24 protein-coding genes are annotated in these 20,439 nt (G+C 55.4%); 17 read left to right on the top strand and 7 right to left on the bottom strand.

Going from position 1 to position 20,439, the window contains the following annotated elements:
• Window positions 1-228: 228 nt before the first annotated feature.
• Both flgG and flgF read right to left on the bottom strand, forming a co-directional pair.
• Window positions 229-1,014: a flagellar basal-body rod protein FlgG gene (gene flgG, locus SIB88_RS17705; RefSeq protein ID WP_068517449.1), complete on the bottom strand. Its 786-nt coding sequence runs from the start codon at window positions 1,012-1,014 to the stop codon at window positions 229-231.
• Between the two features lie 66 nt (window positions 1,015-1,080).
• Window positions 1,081-1,848: a flagellar basal-body rod protein FlgF gene (gene flgF / locus SIB88_RS17700; RefSeq protein WP_101247569.1), complete on the bottom strand. Its 768-nt coding sequence runs from the start codon at window positions 1,846-1,848 to the stop codon at window positions 1,081-1,083.
• A 128-nt stretch (window positions 1,849-1,976) separates the two neighbouring features.
• Here flgF and SIB88_RS17695 point away from each other — a divergent pair, with 128 nt between their 5' ends.
• The 11 genes from SIB88_RS17695 to SIB88_RS17645 all read left to right on the top strand — a co-directional run bounded on the left by SIB88_RS17695 (window position 1,977) and on the right by SIB88_RS17645 (window position 13,752).
• Window positions 1,977-2,288 carry a hypothetical protein gene (locus tag SIB88_RS17695; protein ID WP_412558704.1) on the top strand — a complete coding sequence of 104 codons (312 nt, stop codon included), beginning with the start codon at window positions 1,977-1,979 and terminating at the stop codon, window positions 2,286-2,288.
• Between the two features lie 309 nt (window positions 2,289-2,597).
• The gene (locus tag SIB88_RS17690; protein ID WP_068517452.1) at window positions 2,598-3,134 is read left to right on the top strand and encodes a flagellar basal body-associated FliL family protein; all 537 of its coding nucleotides are present in this window, start codon (window positions 2,598-2,600) and stop codon (window positions 3,132-3,134) included.
• Between the two features lie 42 nt (window positions 3,135-3,176).
• Entirely contained in the window at window positions 3,177-4,322 is a 1,146-nt protein-coding gene (gene fliM, locus SIB88_RS17685) for a flagellar motor switch protein FliM (RefSeq protein ID WP_068517453.1), read from the top strand.
• Window positions 4,322-5,035, top strand: a complete 714-nt coding sequence (locus SIB88_RS17680) for a DUF6468 domain-containing protein (protein WP_412558702.1) — start codon at window positions 4,322-4,324, stop codon at window positions 5,033-5,035. The genes fliM and SIB88_RS17680 overlap by 1 nt, the downstream gene beginning before the upstream one ends.
• A 149-nt stretch (window positions 5,036-5,184) precedes the next feature.
• On the top strand, window positions 5,185-5,928 hold the full coding sequence (locus tag SIB88_RS17675; protein ID WP_068517455.1) for a MotE family protein: 744 nt from the start codon (window positions 5,185-5,187) through the stop codon (window positions 5,926-5,928).
• A 217-nt stretch (window positions 5,929-6,145) separates the two neighbouring features.
• Complete coding sequence (locus SIB88_RS17670; RefSeq protein ID WP_008890394.1) at window positions 6,146-6,532, top strand: response regulator; 387 nt, start codon at window positions 6,146-6,148, stop codon at window positions 6,530-6,532.
• Between the two features lie 35 nt (window positions 6,533-6,567).
• Window positions 6,568-7,209 (top strand): protein phosphatase CheZ, encoded by a 642-nt coding sequence (locus SIB88_RS17665; protein ID WP_068517456.1) that lies wholly within the window; start codon window positions 6,568-6,570, stop codon window positions 7,207-7,209.
• Window positions 7,210-7,220: 11 nt separating this feature from the next.
• Window positions 7,221-8,105 (top strand): flagellar motor protein MotB, encoded by an 885-nt coding sequence (locus SIB88_RS17660; RefSeq protein ID WP_114113358.1) that lies wholly within the window; start codon window positions 7,221-7,223, stop codon window positions 8,103-8,105.
• The gene (locus SIB88_RS17655; RefSeq protein ID WP_068517457.1) at window positions 8,105-8,830 is read left to right on the top strand and encodes a flagellar motor protein MotB; all 726 of its coding nucleotides are present in this window, start codon (window positions 8,105-8,107) and stop codon (window positions 8,828-8,830) included. The genes SIB88_RS17660 and SIB88_RS17655 overlap by 1 nt, the downstream gene beginning before the upstream one ends.
• 2 nt (window positions 8,831-8,832) lie before the next feature.
• A complete protein-coding gene (locus SIB88_RS17650) occupies window positions 8,833-12,333 on the top strand; it encodes a tetratricopeptide repeat protein (protein ID WP_412558701.1) in 3,501 nt (1,166 codons plus the stop codon).
• A 99-nt stretch (window positions 12,334-12,432) separates the two neighbouring features.
• Window positions 12,433-13,752, top strand: a complete 1,320-nt coding sequence (locus tag SIB88_RS17645) for an SEL1-like repeat protein (protein ID WP_068517459.1) — start codon at window positions 12,433-12,435, stop codon at window positions 13,750-13,752.
• A gap of 164 nt (window positions 13,753-13,916) precedes the next feature.
• On the opposite strand, the gene fliP is transcribed toward SIB88_RS17645, so the two are convergent.
• The 5 genes from fliP to csrA form a co-directional block, all read right to left on the bottom strand.
• Entirely contained in the window at window positions 13,917-14,624 is a 708-nt protein-coding gene (gene fliP, locus SIB88_RS17640) for a flagellar type III secretion system pore protein FliP (protein ID WP_068517636.1), read from the bottom strand.
• Window positions 14,625-14,731: 107 nt separating this feature from the next.
• Window positions 14,732-15,097 (bottom strand): FliO/MopB family protein, encoded by a 366-nt coding sequence (locus SIB88_RS17635; RefSeq protein ID WP_288348814.1) that lies wholly within the window; start codon window positions 15,095-15,097, stop codon window positions 14,732-14,734.
• Between the two features lie 194 nt (window positions 15,098-15,291).
• A complete protein-coding gene (locus SIB88_RS17630) occupies window positions 15,292-15,627 on the bottom strand; it encodes a hypothetical protein (RefSeq protein ID WP_068517461.1) in 336 nt (111 codons plus the stop codon).
• A complete protein-coding gene (locus SIB88_RS17625; protein WP_114113360.1) occupies window positions 15,624-16,040 on the bottom strand; it encodes an EscU/YscU/HrcU family type III secretion system export apparatus switch protein in 417 nt (138 codons plus the stop codon). Before SIB88_RS17625 ends, SIB88_RS17630 begins: the two co-directional genes overlap by 4 nt.
• A 245-nt stretch (window positions 16,041-16,285) precedes the next feature.
• Complete coding sequence (gene csrA / locus SIB88_RS17620) at window positions 16,286-16,564, bottom strand: carbon storage regulator CsrA (protein ID WP_068517463.1); 279 nt, start codon at window positions 16,562-16,564, stop codon at window positions 16,286-16,288.
• A gap of 281 nt (window positions 16,565-16,845) precedes the next feature.
• On the opposite strand from csrA, the gene SIB88_RS17615 reads away from it, so the two are divergent.
• The 6 genes from SIB88_RS17615 to flhB all read left to right on the top strand — a co-directional run bounded on the left by SIB88_RS17615 (window position 16,846) and on the right by flhB (window position 20,420).
• Entirely contained in the window at window positions 16,846-17,247 is a 402-nt protein-coding gene (locus SIB88_RS17615) for a flagellar basal body protein (protein ID WP_068517464.1), read from the top strand.
• 23 nt (window positions 17,248-17,270) lie between these two features.
• The gene (flgC, locus tag SIB88_RS17610; RefSeq protein WP_044829525.1) at window positions 17,271-17,678 is read left to right on the top strand and encodes a flagellar basal body rod protein FlgC; all 408 of its coding nucleotides are present in this window, start codon (window positions 17,271-17,273) and stop codon (window positions 17,676-17,678) included.
• A 46-nt stretch (window positions 17,679-17,724) separates the two neighbouring features.
• Window positions 17,725-18,051, top strand: coding sequence for a flagellar hook-basal body complex protein FliE (fliE, locus tag SIB88_RS17605; protein ID WP_341650822.1), 327 nt, complete (start codon window positions 17,725-17,727; stop codon window positions 18,049-18,051).
• A gap of 166 nt (window positions 18,052-18,217) precedes the next feature.
• On the top strand, window positions 18,218-18,487 hold the full coding sequence (gene fliQ, locus SIB88_RS17600) for a flagellar biosynthesis protein FliQ (RefSeq protein ID WP_068517466.1): 270 nt from the start codon (window positions 18,218-18,220) through the stop codon (window positions 18,485-18,487).
• Window positions 18,488-18,534: 47 nt separating this feature from the next.
• Complete coding sequence (gene fliR, locus SIB88_RS17595; RefSeq protein WP_068517467.1) at window positions 18,535-19,299, top strand: flagellar biosynthetic protein FliR; 765 nt, start codon at window positions 18,535-18,537, stop codon at window positions 19,297-19,299.
• Between the two features lie 50 nt (window positions 19,300-19,349).
• Window positions 19,350-20,420, top strand: a complete 1,071-nt coding sequence (flhB, locus tag SIB88_RS17590) for a flagellar biosynthesis protein FlhB (RefSeq protein WP_068517468.1) — start codon at window positions 19,350-19,352, stop codon at window positions 20,418-20,420.
• Window positions 20,421-20,439: the final 19 nt, after the last annotated feature.

Below are 20,439 nucleotides of genomic sequence, written 5' to 3'. Positions count from 1 at the left end.
TTGCAGACAGCCATTATGTTTGAAAACCCGGTTTTGTGGCGTATTCGGGGCGTTGCCGGGCAACGTACCCGGGGCTTGCAAACATAACGGTTGCCATTGCATCGGATGGCATTGGATCTGGCCACTATAGCATGGAACAGTATACGTGGCGTAAATACAGTTTGCGCAAGTACGCGATGGATCAGACCGCGACTTGCGCACACAAACTGCATTACCGATATCGCGAAATTAACGCAGGTTACTGACTGCGCTCATCATTTCGTCGGTCGTGGAGATGGATTTGGAATTCATTTCATAGGCACGCTGTGCCTTGATCAGGTTGGTGATTTCCTGAACCACGTTGACGTTCGATGATTCAAGATATCCCTGCTGGACCGTACCATATCCGACATCACCCGGTGCGCCGGTATTGGCCTGACCCGATGCCTCGGTTTCAAGGAAAAGGTTATCACCCAGCGCATCAAGACCGGCCGGGTTGATAAAGGTTGCAAGCTGGATCTGACCCAGATTGGAAAGCGCGACCTGACCATCGATCTCGGCATAGACTTCGCCGTTGGTGTTGATGGTCACGGATGTTGCGTTGCTGGGCACGGTGATGCCGGGCTGAACCGCATAGCCATCCTTGGTGACCAGCGCGCCATTGGCATCAAGTTTCAGCGTACCGTCACGGGTATAGGCGGTTTCACCACTTGGCAGGTCGATCTGAAGATATCCGCGGCCCTGAATGGCGATATCAAGTTCGTTTTCCGTCAGGGTCAAAGTGCCCTGACCCATATAGCGGCCGATTGCCGCGGTCTTGACACCCAGACCGACCTGGACGCCGGTGGGCACAATGGTGCCGGTATCAGATGACGGCGAACCGGCACGGCGCAGGTCCTGATACAGCAAGTCCTGGAATTCGGCGCGCTGGCGTTTATAGCCGGTGGTGGTCATGTTGGCGATGTTGTGCGATGTGACGTCCACGTTGGTGGACTGGGCCTGCATCCCCAAAGCACCGATATCAAGTGACCGCATCTGTCTTCTCCTTGGCTTGCGCTGTTTGTGCGCTTAATTTCCGTAAAAAGGGGTTCAGCGACCGGATCAGGCGCGAACATCCCCGAGTTTGCTGATCATGTTACGCATGCGCTCGTTCTCGCTTTCAAGAGAGCGGGTAACAGACTGATAGGTCCGCAATACGTCGATCATCTGCGTCATGGCGCTGATCGGATTGACGTTTGATTTTTCAAGTGCGCCCTGAACAATGCCGGCATTGTCGACCTGTTCGATGGTGACTTCCTGGTCATCGCCAGCCTGCAGGCTGGGGGCGCGATAAAGGGTGTTTCCGGTAACCACCATGCGCTGGACGTTATCAACCGATACGACCTGCAATTTGCCGATCTGGCCGATATCGGTCGAAACGGTGCCATCGCCCTTGATTTCAATCTGGCCATCCGCCTGATTGAAGAAAAGCGGCTGACCGGCATCGCTCAGAACAGGATAGCCGTCATTGGTGATCAGCTGCCCGCCCGGATCCAGCGTGAAATTGCCGTTGCGCGTATATTGAACGCCCGACGGGGTTTCGACAGCAAAGAACATGTCCGGCTGGCTGAGTGCGACATCAAGCGGGCGGTTGGTATGTTCAATATTGCCGACCGTTGTATTGCGATATTGGGAAATGTCCTGAACAAGGGAAATTTCACGTTCGCCGCGGAACGGAGCGTCTTTGTTTTTCGCAATCCAGTCGGTGAACATCATGCGCTCTTCTTTGTACCCGGTCGTGTTCATGTTCGCCAGGTTCTGCGAGATGTTGTTCATCATGCTGCGAAGTGTCTTCTGACGAGACAGCGCGATATATGAAACGTTTTCCATAGTCAGTATCCCATTTGGGGGCAGTGATTTGCCCAACTCAAATGCGAAAGCCGTGCCAGAGTTGTTAAGTGTATGAAAAATAACAATTAAATTTGAATTCGGCATTTGTTGCCGGGGTGGATTCCACCATGTCTGGCAGAAACTGCCGTGATCAGGACGACAAGCAGGGACAAAGTTTTCCGGGTGGCCGCGCGGCAGTTCTTTCCGATGTCGCCCGGATGTCGCCCGGAAAGGGGCAGGAACGGGGTCGGGAACGGTATTTTGTTTATCCGGGCCCGCTCAAATCAGCAGGAACGCATGCCCATATTGATGGTAGTGGTCAGATGGTGCGGCCAGATGGCGCGGTAAGACTGCGCGGTTCGATGGGCCGGGTGTCGCGTTGGGCGACCGAACGCGTGTGTGATTATGGCATCGTCCGTCACAGCATCGTGGTCGATTGATGGTCCTGTGGTCGCCATCAGGTCATCGGGGCGCCGGGGCGGGATGGCATGGAATTGTTGGTCGGTATGCGTGGCCCTTTGGCGATGGCAGTGACCGATCGGCAAATTTCACCTGATGACGGTTTTGACAGGCGAAATGACAAAGCCGAACCATGGGGCCAAACCATGGTGCCAAACCGTGATGCAACTCATGGTCTAAGCTATGGGAAACGAAACGGATTTTTAACGTGATAGCGTTATGGCTGGTATTCCGGCACAGTGTTTGCTGGATATAACGGCATAACTTCAAGCGCAGGAATTTGCGAAGCTATGGGCGACGACGTCGACGAAATCGATATGGATGAAGGTGGCGGTGGCCGCAGCAAGAAGATGCTTGTTGTGGTGATCCTGCTTGTGTTGCTGCTTCTCGGTGGTGCGGCTGCGGCCTATTTTACCGGGCTGCTTCAGCCGGTGATTGATATGCTGACCGGCGGTGACGGTGCGCAGACCGAAGAAGTGATTTCCGAAGATTCCATCGAAGAAGCACCGGGCGTTCCCGAGAATGTCGGCTTTGTGGATTTGCCGGAAATTCTGGTCAACCTCAATACTGGCGCAGGCAAGCAAAGCTATCTGAAAATTCGTGTCAGCCTTGAAGTTGCCGATCAGGCAATGCTGCCGCAGGTCGAACAGATGATGCCGCGCATTGTTGACAATTTTCAGGTCTATCTTCGGGAATTGCGGCCCGAAGATCTGTCTGGCTCCGAAGGCATGTTCCGGTTGCGTGAAGAATTGCTGATCCGGGTTAGTGCGGCGGCTAAGCCTGCAAAAATTAACGACGTTCTGTTTAAGGAAATGCTGGTACAATAAGCCTGTACCGGCGCGAATGCCAAAATCAGGAAGCAATCGCTGATGGCTGATGAAGAAGATGATGATGCACTCGCCGCTGAATGGGAAGCCATGGCGGGTGGAGATGACGAGGGTGGAGACGACGGCGGCGAGGATATGGCCGCCGAATGGGAATCCATGCTCGGCGATGACGATGAAGACGACGGTGGCGGCGATGACATGGCCGCCGAAATGGGCGGCGGTTCTGCGCGTGTTCTGAACCAGGACGAAATCGACAGCCTGCTTGGCTTTGACGATGGCTCTGGTGCGGGTGACCAATCGGGCATCCAGGCGATCATCAACTCGTCGATGGTGGCCTATGAACGTCTGCCGATGCTCGAAGTCGTCTTTGACCGCCTTGTGCGTATGATGTCGACATCGCTTCGTAACTTCACATCCGACAACGTCGAAGTGTCGCTGGATAACATCCTGTCGCTGCGTTTCGGTGATTATCTGAACTCGATCCCGCTGCCTGCGATGCTTGGCGTGTTCAAGGCGGAAGAATGGGACAACTACGGGCTTCTGACGGTTGACTCGGCCCTGATCTATTCGATCGTGGACGTGCTGCTGGGCGGGCGTCGCGGTACGGCGGCAATGCGTATTGAAGGCCGTCCCTATACCACGATTGAACGCAACCTTGTCGAACGGATGATCCATGTGGTCCTTGGGGACCTTTCGGCTGCGTTCGATCCGCTAAGCCCGGTGACCTTCCGGTTTGAACGACTTGAAACCAACCCGCGTTTTGCCACCATTGCCCGTCATGCCAACGCCGCCATCGTGGCCAAGTTGCGCATCGACATGGAAGACCGTGGCGGGCGGCTTGAACTGCTGATCCCGTATGCAACGCTCGAACCGGTTCGTGAACTTCTGCTTCAGATGTTCATGGGTGAAAAGTTCGGCCGTGACTCAATTTGGGAAAACCACCTCGCAAACGAACTGTGGCAAACCCATGTTAACCTGTTAGCAGTGCTGGACGAACAGGTGATGTCACTTGGGGATGTGCTCAATCTTGAAGTTGGCAACCGTCTGGTTCTTAATACCAGTCCGACCTCGCCGGTTGAGGTTCGGTGTGGCGATGTCCCTCTGTTCAAGGGCATGATGGGACGTAAAGGTGATCGTATCGCCATTCAGGTGCGTGATCGTGCGCGCATAACCGAGGAAGACAAGTGATGGACTTCGCGTTCTACCTGGATCTTTTGATGATCGTCCTGCTGGTGGTGACGATCGTCTATGCGATCATTTTGAACCGCAAGCTCGCGGCATTCCGCCGCAGCCGTGAAGACATGCAGAATTTCCTGACCGCCTTTAACGCGGCCAATGAACGGGCTGAAAGCTCGATCACCGCCCTTAAGGACATGGCGGAACAGTCTGGCGAAAAACTGCGCGAAAATATCGAAAAGGCCAGCGGTCTGAACGAAGATCTGAGCTTCATGGTCGATCGCGGCGAAAGCATTGCCAACCGTCTTGAAAAGGCCGCCAGTGACGCCAACGCGGTTCGCCGGTCCGGTGTTTCGGGGGCGGCGGCTTCTGCCAGTGCGGGGGCTGGTGCATCTGATGGGGCGCGTGCCGGCAAGTCTGGCGGTGCCGGGCTTGGGGGCATGATGGGCGGTGGTGCGGATCGTCCTGATGTGATTGATGATCGTGATCGTGTCGGTGTTGAAACGCGCGCCGAGGAACTGGCTGCGCGCATGGTTGGCGAATTTGAACGCAGCGGCAATGCCATGACCGATCGTGATGACGGATCGCGTCCGGCATCGGGTGGCAATGGTTCGGGAAGTTATGGCGACGGCAATGGCGGGTCTGATCTGTATGATCAGGACGAAGATGCCGGTCGTTCAGAGGCCGAGCGCGAGCTTCTCGCAGCATTGCGTTCGGTTCGATAGGAGACGGAATTTGGCCGGGATTGCGGTTCCGGTCTTGAGATCATGACATTTCTTTATATCTAAAGAGTGATCGGTCATTCTGACAGAATAAAGATAGTTCGAGCGTGAAGGAGCATGGGCACAAGGTGCCGCATTGCTTAGGTGAATAGATGTCTGGTGTGCGTATCTTGCCATTGGTTGTCCTGGTTGGGCTGATGGTGTTGTCAATGCGGGTGGTAAACCTGTTTTCCGGCGGCGGGGAAGTTGCGACAACTTCTGAGTCCCAGCCAGCTGGTGTCAGCATGGTCCAGATGGCACAGGCCCAGGCACCGGCACCGACCCCGGGCGCAACCCCGGAAGGCCAGGGGGCAGATGTGTCTGCTGCGGGTCCGGGGCTGGATGATCCGGCCGGACTGACGATGGAAGGAACCCCGCTTGAAGGTGAAGGCGGTCCGAACGATATCGCGCCGACCCTTGGCGGTGACCCGACCCTGTTCACCCAGGAAGAGATTGATCTGCTTCAGAATCTGTCGGTGCGTCGTGGCGAGCTTGACCGCAAGGAACAGCGTCTTGATGAACGCGAAAGCCTGATTGCCGCCGCCGAAGCCCGGATCGATGCCAAGATCGAAGAAATGAAATCCTTGAAAACGGCCATCGAAGGACTGGTCGAAACCAAGGAAGCCCAGGAAGATGATCGGATCAAGAAACTGATCAGCGTCTATGAAAAGATGAAACCCAAAGACGCGGCCAGGATTTGGAACGATCTGGATATGGATATCCTGTTGCAGGTTGCCCTTGGCATGCGAGAAGCCAATACTGCGGCGGTTTTGTCGCAGATGACGCCGGAACGCGCGCGGGCATTGACAGCCGAACTGGCATATAAGCAAGATATCAATATGCTGCCATTGCAATAGGGCAAACGAGAAGACGTTGGGGTGGATCTTCGCCTGTTTCAAGTGAAGAACCAGCCAAAATTTCGAGAATAGTCAATGTGATGAGATGATTTGATCTCTGGTTAAAAACCTTGATTAACCAATATTAAATATGTACATCACGATTATTAGGGGCCTTGTCTGTATTCGTAGGAATATGCGGCAAGGGTGGGAGATCAGATAGCTGATGGAGTTGTGAATGGCCGTCGATCCGAATATGCCGATCCTGATTGTGGATGATTACAAAACGATGTTGCGTATCATCCGTAACCTTCTGCGGCAGCTCAACTTTACGAATATTGAAGAAGCGACCGATGGTAGCATGGCGCTTCGTAAGCTGCGTGAAGCTCCGTTCAGTCTTGTGATTTCCGACTGGAACATGGAGCCGATGACTGGCCTTCAGCTGTTGAAGGAAGTCCGTGCCGATGCCAAGTTGAAGGATATGCCCTTCATCATGATTACCGCCGAAGCCAAGACCGAAAACGTCGTTATGGCGAAAAAGGCCGGTGTCTCCAATTACATCGTGAAGCCGTTCAACGCTGAAACGTTGAAAGGCAAAATGAAAACGGTTATTGGCGATTTCTGATCAGGAGCGCGGGGCCTGTGTCCCGCGATACCGCTATGTCCAAAGCGTCCAAGGACGAACTCCGGAAGTTGCTTAACGATCTCCGTGCGCGCCTTGATGGTGACGATCTGAAGGTCGAGCAACTGTCTGATTTGATGGATCAGCTGTCTCGCTTTATGGGGGATGCGCCGTCCGACGATCAGAAACGTCTGTTTGGTGAACTTGATGAATTGTCGGGCATCATCCGCAAGATGAAGTCCGAAATCGCATCGCTTCGTCCCGATGACATCAAGGCCGAATATATCCCGAACGCCACCGATGAGCTTGATGCCATCGTGGATGCGACGGCCGGCGCCACGCATGAAATCCTTGACGCCATGGATGCGCTGGAAGAATTCGCCACGACCTTGCCGCCCGAACAGGCCAAAGTCGTTACCGATGCGACAATGCGTGTCTATGAAGCCTGTAACTTCCAGGACATCACCGGTCAGCGCACGACCAAGGTGATCAAGGCGCTGAAATCCATCGAAGAACGGGTTGAGGGTCTGGTGACCGCATTTGGCGACGAAATTGCCAAATATGCCGCCGCCAACCCAAAGCAGAAAAAAGAACCGGAAGGCGAAGAAGCATTGCTCAACGGGCCGCAGCTTGAGGGCAAAGGCGTTTCGCAGGCTGACATCGACGCGATGTTCAATTAAGTGGCGTTGACATGGCGGAGATAGAGGACGACGGACCAACACCACCATCCCCCCCTGCGAACGGGGCGGTGGCGCTGTTTCTGGCTCTCTATCTTTTGCTGCTTGCCTTTTTTATTCTGCTCAATACTATTTCGACCTTTGAAGAGGTCAAAACCCGCGAAGTGCAGGAAAGCCTTTCCTCTGCCTTTGCAGCCATCCTGCCACCAACCACCAGCCTGCAAACCGTGACCTCGATCGAAGGTCCGGTTGTTGCCGCCGAGGATGTGCAGGAAAAGCTTGGTCAATTGTTTGAGACCGCCATCAAGGTTGTCCGGGTTGAAGTGATTCAGCCCGGCAAACTGATGGAAATCATCATGCATGTCGATCAGCTGTTTGATCCCAATTCCATTCTGATCCGCGAACGTCAGGCAAGCTTTATGAAACAGCTTGCCGCGGTTCTGGCCGATGACGAAGGCTATGCCTCCTACGAGATGGAAATGGTGATGGGCAGCCAGATCGAATCAAAGGGCGTGATTGAAATCGACAACAATCTTCAGATCGCGCGGGCCGGATCGTTTGCCCGCGAACTGATTGATGTCGGCGCGCCCGAAGATCATCTTTATGTCGGCATTGATCCCGGGGCGGACCCGTTCATTGTCACATTCCGTTTCTTCTGGAATTTCGGCCCGAAAGAGCCGCCAACCCCGATTGAACGCACCAATGCCAATGGCTCGGACCTGCCTGCCGGGTCGGGCAACGGCAACGGTTCGTCAAACGGTGCAGGCAACGGTGCGCCAAGCGGTACACCGGGCCAGATGATGATCCCGCCGAAAATGGCCATTCCGCTGCCGGGTAACAATCAGCCCGCCGTGAACCAGCCTATTCCGCTTGGACCGCAGGCCGGAGGAGGTGGCTGATGAGCGATGAAGTCAAAAAGGATACCGGACCCAACGGGCCACCGGTCTGGATGCTCAGCCTTGCGGATCTGATTTCGCTGCTGCTGACATTCTTTGTGATGCTGTTTGCCATGTCCAAGGTCAAGATCGACCGCTGGGACGAGGTTGTTGATGCGCTGTCGCAAAGCATCAAACCCGCCCCCAAGGAAGAAAATGACGAGCCGATGGCAAGTCTGAACATCCCGCGTGTTTATCGCAAACCGGCGATGAACCTTGATTATCTCAGTGCGGTGATTGACGACGCGATTGATGACAACCCGGTACTTGGCGATGCGCGCATGTCGCGCGATGCCGACAAACTGGTCATTTCCCTTCCTGGGGACATTCTTTTTGTTTCGGGCAGTTCGGATATGACCCCCAAGGCAAAACAGGCCTTGTTCGTGCTTGGCGGTGTTTTGCGCAATATCGGCAACCGCATTGGTGTGCAGGGCCATACCGATCCGCGACCGCTAAGCGGGCGGGGGCAATATGCCTCGAACTGGGAACTGTCACTGGCCCGTGCCGGGGCAGTCGCCAACGAGTTGAAAAGATCGGGCTACACAGATTACATAAATATTTACGGATTTGCGGCATCAAGGTACGACCAGCTTCCGAAGCTGCTTGATGAAGAGGCGCGCTTTGTGATGGCGCGACGCGTTGATATTGTCATCGAGCCGCATGGTGGAAGCGGTATCGGAGGCACGTAAGTATGGCAAAATTTGCCGTGCGCGTCCTGCTGGCGGTTGTAGTCGCGACCACCACGGCAATGTTGTTGCCCGTTAGCGGAATGCGCCCTGCAATGGCCCAGGTAGTGGATCCTGTTATTATCCGCTCCGGGCTGCATAGCGGTTATGGACGAATTGTTCTGCAATGGAACAAGCCGGTCAATTACAGCGCTGAAATCATCGGCAACCAGCTTGTCGTGCGTTTCGACGAACCGCTTGTGGCATCCTTGCGCGGGGTTTTGAACCCGGTTTCCAAATATGTTTCGGACGGCTTTTTTGATCCGGATGGCCGGACCGTCGCCTTTGTGCTGAGTGACGATTACGAAGTGCGCGCCTTTAATGTCGGCAGCAACGTCGTACTCGATATTCTTGACAAACCGCAGGCTGCACCAGCCCCGGCCCCCACACCGCCAACCCGGCCCGGTTCCGATCAAACACCGCAAATCACCCCGGCCCCGGTCAGTCCGGTTGAAACCGTTGCGACCGAAAATACGGCACCGGCGGCATCAGATGCGGCGGCGAACCTTCTTGATGTGCGGGTCGGCCGCCATCCGACATTTTACCGGCTGGTATTTGACTGGCCAAACCGGACCGATTACGCCCTTGAAGGCGATCAGGGGGTGCAAAACATTGCCTTTGACGCCCCGGCACGGATTGATGCGACCGGTCTGTCACGCCGTCTGCCCGAAGGGGTCCGCATCCGTCAGGCGGCCACCAGCCCGCTTGATGTTGTGATTGAAACAAATCCGGCCCGCCCACTGCGCCATTTCCGGTCGGGCAACAAGGTTGTGGTCGATATCATGGGTGCGCAGCGCGCCCCGGCGGCAGAAACGGCACAGACGCGTCCGACAAACCAGACGCGCGGCAATAATGCGGCGACCGGGACGGATGCGCCAGCTGCCCCTGCCGCACCAAACGCACCGGCACCCCAACCGGCCACCCAAACCGCCTCAGAGAACGCGACAGGGACCGGTACAGCTACATCAGATACCGGCGAAACGCCTGACACGCCTGCGGCACAGGCAGCCGATGCGGCACAGACCGCCACCCCGGGCGCAAATGGCCAACCACAACAACAGGCAAGCATTGGCGACCTGTCGGTAACGGTCGAGCAGACGACAACGGAAATGACCCTTGGCTTCCCGTTCGGGCAGCAGGGTGGGGCGGCTGTCTGGTCGCGCGCCGGGTTCCTGTGGATGGCCTTTGATGTGCGGGCAAATCTTGATCTTGATACCGTCCGTCAGGAAGCCGCCCAGATCATCGGCGTGATCGAACAGATCGACAGCCCCTATGCCACGGTATTGCGCATGACCATCCCTGACGGGATTGGCCTTTATACCACACGAACCCCGACCGGGGACTGGCGTGTGACCCTGCAACAGGGCACCATGCAGCCGGTTGAAAAACTTGGCCCGTCGATCGAACTTGATGACCAGACCCGGGCGCGCCTGATTGTGCCGCTTGAAGATGTCGGACCGATCATTCCGATCGATGATCCCGAAGTCGGCGATACTTTGCGGGTCGTGACCACCACGCAATCGGGTTACGGCATTGAAGTTGCCCTGCGTTATCCGGAATTTGAAGTCCTGCCATCGGTGCAGGGCGTAGTCGTTGCCCCGATGAATGAAAGTGTCCAGGTTGCCGATCGCGATGACGGGCAGGCGGTTATTGTGACCGCGGCCGATGGTTTGAACATCTCGCCCGAAGGCGCACGGTTGCTGGCATCGGCCACCGGGGTCCGCGCCAGTACGGGTGACGGGCGCGAAGGTCTGATCTTTGATCTGGATACCTGGCGCCGGGGTGGACTTGACAATTTCAATAAATCGATCCGCAAGTTGCGCCGTGAAATTGCAGAAAGCGGGGATGAACACCGCAACAAGGCCCGGCTTGATCTGGCGCAGTATTACATGGCCAATGGCCTTGGTCCCGAGGCCGACGCGGTTGTATCGGCCATGGAAGGTGACGATCCACTGATTGCCCAGAAATTGCAGTTCCGCGCCCTTAAGGCCGCGGTCAAGTTCCTGGATCGGGATTATGCCGAGGCCGCCCGGTTGCTTGAAGACGAACGCCTGCGTGCCATTCCGGAAATGAAGCTGTGGCGGGCGGTGACCCTTGCGGCCCTTGGTCGTCCCAACGAAGGGGCGCGTGACCTGCTTGAAAGTTTCCATATTCTTGATTTCTATCCGCCGGAATTGCTGTCGCGGCTGGGACCGCTTGCGACTGAACAGGCGCTTATTGTCGGCAACCCGGATGCGGGTATGGATCTGATCGAAAAGATGCTGGTGACCGACGGGCTGTCAGAATCCAAAATCATGGATGTGCAGTATCTCAAAGGGTTCTTCGAAGAAGAAGCCGGCGAACTTGAACAGGCGGTCGCAACCTGGGACCAGGTGGCCGAAGGCGACAACCGCAAAGCCCGCGCCCATGCGATCTTTGACCGCACGGAATTGCTGATGCGCTTGCAGCGCCTGACGGTGGAAGACGCGATTGAACAGCTTCAGCAACTGCGTTTTGCATGGCGTGGTGACGGGTTCGAAATGGCGTTGCTTAAACGGATTGGCGAACTTCAGATCGAGAACAAGGATTTCCGCGACGGGCTGAATACGCTTCGTCAGGTGGCGATCTTCTTCCCGAACAAGCCGGTCGCGGCCGAGGCCACCGACCTGATGCACAAGACGTTTGAAAATCTGTACCTTGGCGAAGACATCAACAATATCTCGGCGATCAAGGCGGTTGCCCTGTATGACGAGTTCCGTGAACTGACCCCGGCCGGTGACAAGGGCGATGAACTGATCCGGCGTCTTGCCGATCGCATGGTGGATGTCGAACTGTTTGAACGCGCCGAAAGCCTTCTGGAACATCAGGTCGATTTCCGCCTTCAGGGGGTGGAAAAGGCCCGGGTGGGCGCGCGCCTTGGTCTTGTCTATCTGCTTGATAGCAAACCCGAAGAAACCATTCGCGTCATTGATAACACCGACGATCCGGCGATATCCGAAGAACTGGCAACCCAGCGCCGCCATCTTAAGGCGCGTGCCTTGCTTGATACCGATCGCGGGGCAGAGGCCATCGCATCGCTTGACGGTGATTTTTCCAAGAATGCGGAATTGCTCCGCGTTGATTATTACCGCCAGACCCGTGACTATATGTCGGCGGCCGAAACCTTCCAGCGTCTGGTGGGCGATGATGAAAAAAGTCCGACCGGCGAAATCAATGACGAACGGGCGCGCTATCTTTTGAACTGGGCGGTCAACCTTGCCATGGCGGGGCAGGAACGCACGCTTAACATGCTTAAACGCCGCTATGGCGAAGGCATGGCACAAAGCCCGTTTGCCGAGGCATTCAACCTGATTACGTCATCACCAACGCAGGGGTTGATTGACTATCGCACCCTTGCCGACAAGGTGGATGAGGTCGAAAACTTCCAGGGCTTCCTTGCGACCTATCGCGATCAGTTGGAAAAGTCGCAGCTTAGTGCTATAAATTAACGTTCGATAAATCTGTAACGTGGGTGAGCTTCGCCAAACTGTGGAGTTTGCGCCCGTTTTCTGCTGGTTTGAACGTGTGATTGCGAGTGTCGTGCTGTGATGGATCGTGCTCTTAAAATGGTCTATTACGATGAGGCGAATGTCGAAAAGGACATTTTCGCGCAGCTTTCGCTTGCCCAAAAGCATTTTCAGGGCGATGGCATGCCGCGTGACGAGTCCGCGACCCGTCGTATTCTTGACCAGATTCACCGTCAAAGCCGTGCGTTTGCCGCCGTTTGCTATGGCTATATGCGCAGCAAGGGACTCGGGGTTTCCGAAGACCTTGGCGAAGGCCAGCAATGGTACCGCGAAGCGGCTTACTGGTTCCACGAAGAAGCATCATCGGGCGAACCGATTTCGGCCAACAATCTTGGCTATCTCTATGCCAAGGGCCTTGGTGTTCAGGAAAATGCCGAGACCGCCGCGCACTGGTTCGAAGAAGCCATCGAATACGGATCGGTTGCAGCCCTTTATAATCTTGGTGTTTGCTATCTCAATGGCTGGGGCGTTGCCCAGGATGATGAAAAGGCCATCGAATATTTCGAGCGCGCAAGCGATCTGAACGATCCGTCCGCGGCCAGTGTTCTTGCCTATCTTTATCTTGAAGGGCGCGGTGTGAACCGTGATCCGGCCAAGTCATTTGAATTCAACATGCGTGCCGCCCGTGCCGGCAGCATTGAAGCCGCATCCGCCCTTGGCTATGCGCTGGGGGTCGGGCTTGGTGCGGAACGCAATATTGCCGAAAGCATCAGCTGGTTTGAACTGGCCGCAAGCGAAGGCGATGCCTATGCGCAGGCCAATCTTGCGATGTATTTCTGTCATTCCCCGGAACTGAAACTGTTCAACCGGGGCTGGACGATGTTGATGAATGCCTGTGATCAGGGCGATGCATCTGCGAAATATCAGATGACGCAAATCCTGATCTTTGGGGTGCCGCATCGCGAACCCGATTATGCCAGTGCGCTTGATCTTGCCATGGATCTTGCAGAACTTGGCCATCCGGGCGGTTATCACCTGATCGGGGTCATGTATGAACATGGCCTTGGTGTGCCGGTTGATATGGCGCGATCTGCAAGCTGGTATGAACGTGCCGCGCGTAAGGGATCGTCGAATGGTCAGGCCGCACTTGGTCGGCTTTATGCGATCGGAAGCGGTGTCGAGCAGGATAATATTCTGGCTTATTACTGGCTGCGCATGTCCTCACCGACCGAAGGCAGCCAGGCCCAGCGTGAAATGGGCGCGATTCATGCCCGCATGACCGAACGCGAACGCCAGATCGCCGAAAAGTTTGTTGCCGACAACCCGGGGCCGCGCCGGGGCAGCTTTGGCCTGAAGCCGCTTGAACAGGATGTGTTCAAGGCTGCAAAACGGCGGTCCTGACAGGTTTCGCACACTGACATTGTGCGCACCGCCATCTGGCAAAAGCCGGAGTGCCTGAGTCTAGGGAACCAATGGGCAAAGCCCGCAAAAAAGCCGCCAGCTTGTGCTTGGCGGCTTTTATAATTCCGGTGTCTTGTCTGTGGTTGGCAGGGGCTATGCGCCCGCTAACGGCCGAAACTTTCGACCAGCGATCCGGCAATCAGATACCAGCCATCAACCATCACAAAGAAAATCAGCTTGAAGGGCAGGGAAATGATGACCGGGGGCAACATCATCATGCCCATCGACATCAGGATACTCGCCACCACCATGTCGATGATCAGGAACGGAATGAATAACAGGAAGCCGATTTCAAAGGCGCGACGCAATTCACTGATCATGAAGGCCGGGATCAGCGACCGCAACGGAATGGTTTCGGGTGTCGTGACTTCAACCCCGGCCAGATTGACAAACAGCTGAAGATCGCGTTCGCGAACCTGCGTCATCATGAAATCATGAACCGGTTTGACGGAACGTTCGAACCCTTCGAATTCGTCGATATTGCCATTGATCATCGGTTCCAGCCCCTCGTCCCAGACGCGTTCAAGGGTCGGCATCATGATGAACAGGGTCAAAAACATCGCCAGACTGATCAGAACCTGGTTGGGCGGGGATTGCTGAATACCCAATGCCGTTCTGAGCAAACTCAGGACCACGATGATACGGGTAAAGGACGTCACCATCATCAGGATGGCCGGGGCGATGCTCAGAACCGTGATCAGGCCGATCAGCTGGATCAAGCGCCCGGAGGATGTAACCCCCGGTCCATCGCCCAGATCAAAATTGAATGTCTGGGCCTGAACCGTGTCGCCACCGGCAAGCAATGCGATCATGGGGATCAGTGACCAGATCGCACATAACGTCAACCAGCGCGGCGCGCGCCATCCGGTTTTGGCCGGACGCGGGGCGGGGGTTGACGGGGAATGTTGCTCGGTGCGGCTCATGCAGGGTTTTTCCTGTCGTTGGGATCGGAATCCTGTGTGCTGTTGCTGTCGGTGGTGTGATCGGCGGCTATGTCGCTATCAATCAGATCGACAAAATGTGTGCCGATATTGCGTTCAATCACGGTATCGCCCTGCGGGCCAAGCATCACCAGATGTTCGGTGTCATCACGCCGCAACAGAACCAGTCGTCTCTTGGTATCAACGGGAACAACTTCGACCACCGAAAGTCGGCGCTTTGCCCCGCGCCGGTTGATGTTACGCGCACCGGGGATGATGCGCCGCGCCACCAGCGCGAATATACCGATGATCCCCAGCACAAACACCAGGGCGGCAACAAACCGGTAATAGGCGCTTAATTCCATCAGGTATCTTTCCCCGTCAACACCCTGTAAAGGCCATCAGGCCCGACAGCCGGGCCATATCATGACCATTGGCTGCCTTTGATCATTCTGTTTACCGTGCCCCTTGCACGCAGGCAAGTTGCCATCGGCACAAATGGCTTGGCCGGGCCGTTTGAAATCAGTCCTTTGGCGGACTTTTCGCGGCCTGATAGCGGTTATTTCGTGCGTGCAGCCTGTGCATAGGCATTTGTTGCCTGTGCGGTATTGCTGATGCCGCGCAGCTGACGTTGAATATCGGAATATTCCTGCTGCATGTTGCTTTCGAGCTGGCCCAGTTCATCGGTCAGAGCCGCCAGCAACGGGGCAATTTCACGGCGTTGCTCGGTTCCCATCGCGCGGGCCTGATCACACAGATCGGCAATCCGGTGTTCAAGGGCCGAAAGTTCGACAACCTTGCCGTCTTCCAGATAACGCTGCCCGGTCCGGATCAGGGACAGAACGCGCTTGAGATCTTTCTTGAACTGATCGGGCTTGAATTGTTCAGGGCTCATGATTGGCCTTCCCCGTTGCGATCAAATGATGTCGTTGCCGCGACCTCGTCTTTCGGCTCGGTCTGGCTGCGTGACGAACCACCGTAAATGCGGTTGATCCGGTAAATATAGTTCAGAATTTCCGCGACCGCGGCAAAGGCCTCCAGCGGGATTTCGCTGTCGACATCCACGGCCATCAGAATTTCCGTCAGATCCGTATCTTTGCGGACCTTGATCCCGTTGGCAAAGGCGACTTGCAAGATCTGTTCCGCAACGCTGCCTTCGCCCTTGGCACTTAATATGGGGGCATTGTCACGCCCATGGGCATACCGAAGTGCGACGGCCTTCTGGCCGTCCTCGCCCGGTGCGGCAAGATTTTCCGTCTTGCTTGCCGGTGTATCGGTAATGTCATAGGTGGGCTTTTTCCCGCTCATAAGGCCCTTCTATTCAGGACACAGGTGCCTGGCTGTCATGATCAAGCGTCGACCATAGATCAAAGATGGTCAACAAATCGTTGTCGGCACAGCAGATCGCCAGCCACAACAAAATCAGTGATAAATGCCAAGTGAGAGCGAGATGAAGGTCAATATCCGGGCTACCTGCCTGGAAGATGACGGTGCCTGAAATCAGGCGATATGTTTGTCTTGCGCGCCGGACATCCCGGCATTGCGTGGATTAATCAGCTGTTACCAACATTCTCGTCGGTATCTGATTCCTTGTCGCTGCTGCCCTTGGCAGGACTGTTTGATCCTCCGAGATGGCGGATGATGTCTTCGCTGACCGCAGCCGAACGGTTTTCTTCCTGAATACGGTCATAAAGTTCGCGTCGAAGAACCTGAACATCTTCGGGGAAAGTAAAGCCAAGCTTGACGGTCTTGCCACGGACCTCAACGACGGTGACTTCGATATTGTCGTCAATGACAACGGAGTCGCCGACTTTTCGTGTGAGATAGAGCATACAGTGTCCCGGTTTCGATAGATGGCAACCTCAATTTGCCAGATCGGTCACAATATGCCTGCTTTCAAACGCGGGGTCTAGTACCCGCCGTCAATTGCCCGCAATCCGGGGGATTTCAAAGCTCTTTCATTCTTTGGCACGCTTCATGCATTTCATTTGGCAGGATCATCAGGGGCGGCAAAATCAACCGTCCGGGCGATCGGGCCCCGATCAGGGCGATGGCGTTAACGTCGGCTTTACCCGCGCGATCAATACTCGAAAGCGCAGACAAGGAGCAGGAAATGGATATCGGCAAACTTGGCATGTTCGCCAATCTCAAGGAAAAGATGGACTGGCTCACCCAGCGCCAGGAAGTCATTGCGCAGAATATCGCCAACTCCGATACGCCGAACTACCGCGCCAATGATCTCAAGAAATTCGATCCGGACAATATCGGCCGTGACCGCCAGTTCATTCTGGCCATGCAGGCGACCACGCCGGGCCACAGCCAGGGTCTGAACAAACCGCAGAACTTCAAGGACGAGGAAGTGCGCAAGAACTACGAAGTCGCACCGGGCAAAAACGCCGTCATCCTTGAAGAACAGATGGTCAAGATGAACGAGAACCAGGTCGATTATCAGACCATGACCCGTCTGTATGCCAAACAGAAATCAATGTTCATTTCGGCCCTTGGCCGCGTGTAATCCAAGCATAGAGAGTTAGAAACATGGAACTTTACAAGGCTTTCAAAATCTCTGCTGCTGGCATGCGTGCCCAGGGTACCCGTCTGCGCATTGCCGCGGAAAACGTTGCCAACGCCGACAGCCTTCCGACCGCACCGGGCCAGGACCCGTACCGCCGCAAGCTTCTGACGTTCAAGAATGTCATGGACCGCGAAGTCGGTGTTGAAATGGTCAAGGTCAATAAGGTAATGCCAGACCGTTCCGATTTTGGTATGAAATACGAACCAAGCCATCCGGCAGCCAACGATCAGGGCTATGTTCAGACCCCGAATGTTGAAACGCTTGTCGAAATGATGGATATGCGCGAAGCCCAGCGGTCTTATGAGGCCAACCTCAATGTGATCCAGTCATCGCGCAGCATGTTGCTCAAGACCCTTGATATTCTGCAGTAAGCACGCGATATCAAGCAGGACTGAAGAAGTTTAAGGATTGATACCCATGGTCTCCAGCTTCAACGATGCCATTTCTGCCTACCGCAATGCGGCTGCGGGCAAGACCAATACCGTTGCGGAAACCGTAACCGGCACCGGCACGAAGGTGAACCCGGGGGAAAGTTTTGCCGACATGGTACGCGGTGCGGCACATGATGCCCACGCAACCATGGTCAATAGCGAACAGATGACCCAGAAGGCGGTTACCGGGGATGCGGAACTTCATGAAGTGGTGACCGCCGTTTCGGCCGCCGAAGTCACCCTGCGCACGGTGGTCTCGGTCCGTGACAAGGCTGTGGAAGCATATCAGAGCATCCTGAACATGCCGGTCTGATCCCTGTGATCCCGGCCTGATAACGAAACCGCACGTCATTCGTGCGGTTTTTTGTTTGCCGATACCGGTTTGCCGATCAGGAAATCATGGCAATGGCCTTGCCAAATCCTGTATGAATAACAGTGGTACTTCAAGGTACTGCGTGAATGTGAAGGCGGGAAGACCAATGGATCAAGCTGAAATCATGGATGTGGCCTATGATGCAGTATGGACGCTGCTGAAGGTGACCACACCGCTGATGTTGATTGCGCTTGGGGTTGGTCTGATCATCGCGCTGTTTCAGGCCCTGACACAGATTCAGGAAATGACCCTGACCTTCGTTCCGAAAATCCTTGTGATTTTCATTGCACTTCTGGTGTTGCTGCCCTGGATGATTACGGAAATGACCGAATTCATGGGGCGTATGGTGGACCATTTCATTGGCCTGCCCAATTAGCGGCGAAACGCCGGGCTGACGCGTTGATGTAAGGCGGTCGAAGACATATGGATCTTCAGGAGCTTCTTACTCTTAATGTCTATGTTGTCCTGATGGCATTTGCCAGGGTCGGGGCGGCCTTTGCCTTTATGCCGGGCATCGGGGCACGCACGGTTCCGGCGCGCGCACGGCTGATTTTTGCCTTTTGGGTTGCGGTGGTCATCTCGCCGCTGGCAGGGCCGCTTTTCCCGCCGCAACCGGCCGATGCGCCGTCGCTTTTGCTGTTTATCGGTTATGAGGTTACGGTTGGCCTGTTCTTTGGCCTGTTTGGTCAGGTCATGATGGCCGGGCTTCAGACTGCCGGGTCGATCATTGCCTATTTGTCATCAATGGCAAACGCCTTTACCGCCGATCCATTATCGGGGGCGCAAAGTGCGGTAACCGGCAATTTCCTGATGCAGGTCGGGCTGGTTTTGCTGTTTGCGACCGGGATGGATCATCTGATGATCCAGGCGGTTTTTGAAAGCTATTCACTGTTTCCGCCGGGCGGGGTGCTGCCGGTCGGGGATATGAGCGAATTTTTCGCCAATGCGCTCAATGACAGCTTCATCATCGCCGCCCAGTTATCCGCGCCGTTTCTGATTGTGGCGATCTGCTTGCAGATTGCGCTCGGTTTGTTGAACAAGCTGATGCCGCAATTGCCGGTATTCTTTGTGGCCATGCCGATTCAGATCGCGCTGGCCTTGCTTCTGTTGACCTTGGCCCTGCCATCCATGATGATGGTCTATCTCGGTTATTTCGAGAACGGGCTTGAGGCGTTTCTCAATCCCTAGGGCGGTGCCGCGCAGCAAAGCGCGACTGTCCGCCAAGCACGGGTTAGCCAATGGCAGAAGAAGACGACAGCCAAAAGACAGAAGACCCCACAAGTAAAAAGCTTGAGGATGCCCGAAAAAAGGGTCAGGTGCCGGTTTCCAAGGAAGTCGGCAACTTCATGCTGTTGTTTGGTGGTGGTCTGGTTACGGTGATGATGGGCCCGACCATGGCCGAAAGTGTCCGTGATCTTGCTGTCGGCTTTATCGAACATCCGCACATGTATGATGTGTCCGATGCCGGGCTGCCTCTTTTGTTCAAGGATATCATTATCGGTATGCTCTGGGTGCTGGGCATTCCGTTTGTGCTGCTGGTGTTTTTTGCCGCGGCCGGGCATCTGGTGCAAAACGGCATCGTTGTTGCGGTTGAACGTATCGAACCCAAACCCGACAAGCTCAATCCCCTGAACGGGCTGAAAAACCAGTTTTCTCTCAAGACGCTGGTCGAATTTGCCAAGAATGTCAGCAAGATCGTTCTGGTCGGGGTGGTTCTGGCATTGGTCATCATGCCAGAAATGCTTGATATCGAACTCTATCCCCAGATGTCATTGGGGCTGACCCTTGAACGGCTTTACGACATGATCGTGATCCTGCTGATCGCGACGATTTCACTGACGGCGGTGATTGCCGGGCTCGATTTCGCCTATCAGCGATACGAGTTCAACAAACAGATGAAAATGTCCAAGCAGGAGATCAAGGACGAATACAAACAGACCGAAGGCAGCCCGGAAATCAAGGCAAAGGTCCGCCAGATCAGGATGGAACGCGCCCAGCAGCGCATGATGTCAAACGTTCCCAAGGCCGACGTCGTGATCACCAACCCGACGCACTATGCGGTGGCACTTCAATATGATGTCGGTGCGATGGCCGCCCCGGTCTGTGTCGCCAAGGGCCAGGACAATATCGCGCTTAAAATCCGCGAGGTTGCCGAAGAACACAACATCACCATCATGGAAAACCCGCCGGTGGCGCGTGCCCTGTTTGCAACCGTCGAGGTCGATCAGGAAATCCCGCCTGAACATTACAAGGCGGTGGCCGAAATCATTTCGTTCGTGTTCCGCCAAAAAGGCAAGAAGCTGGGCTAAGGCCATCCGGGCGACCGGC

The sequence above is a fragment of the Thalassospira sp. MIT121401 genome (assembly GCF_047125595.1).
In the GTDB taxonomy this organism is placed as follows: domain Bacteria; phylum Pseudomonadota; class Alphaproteobacteria; order Rhodospirillales; family Thalassospiraceae; genus Thalassospira; species Thalassospira povalilytica.
Note: the sequence above shows the minus strand (reverse complement) of the source record. Positions and strands in the feature narration are given on the sequence as shown.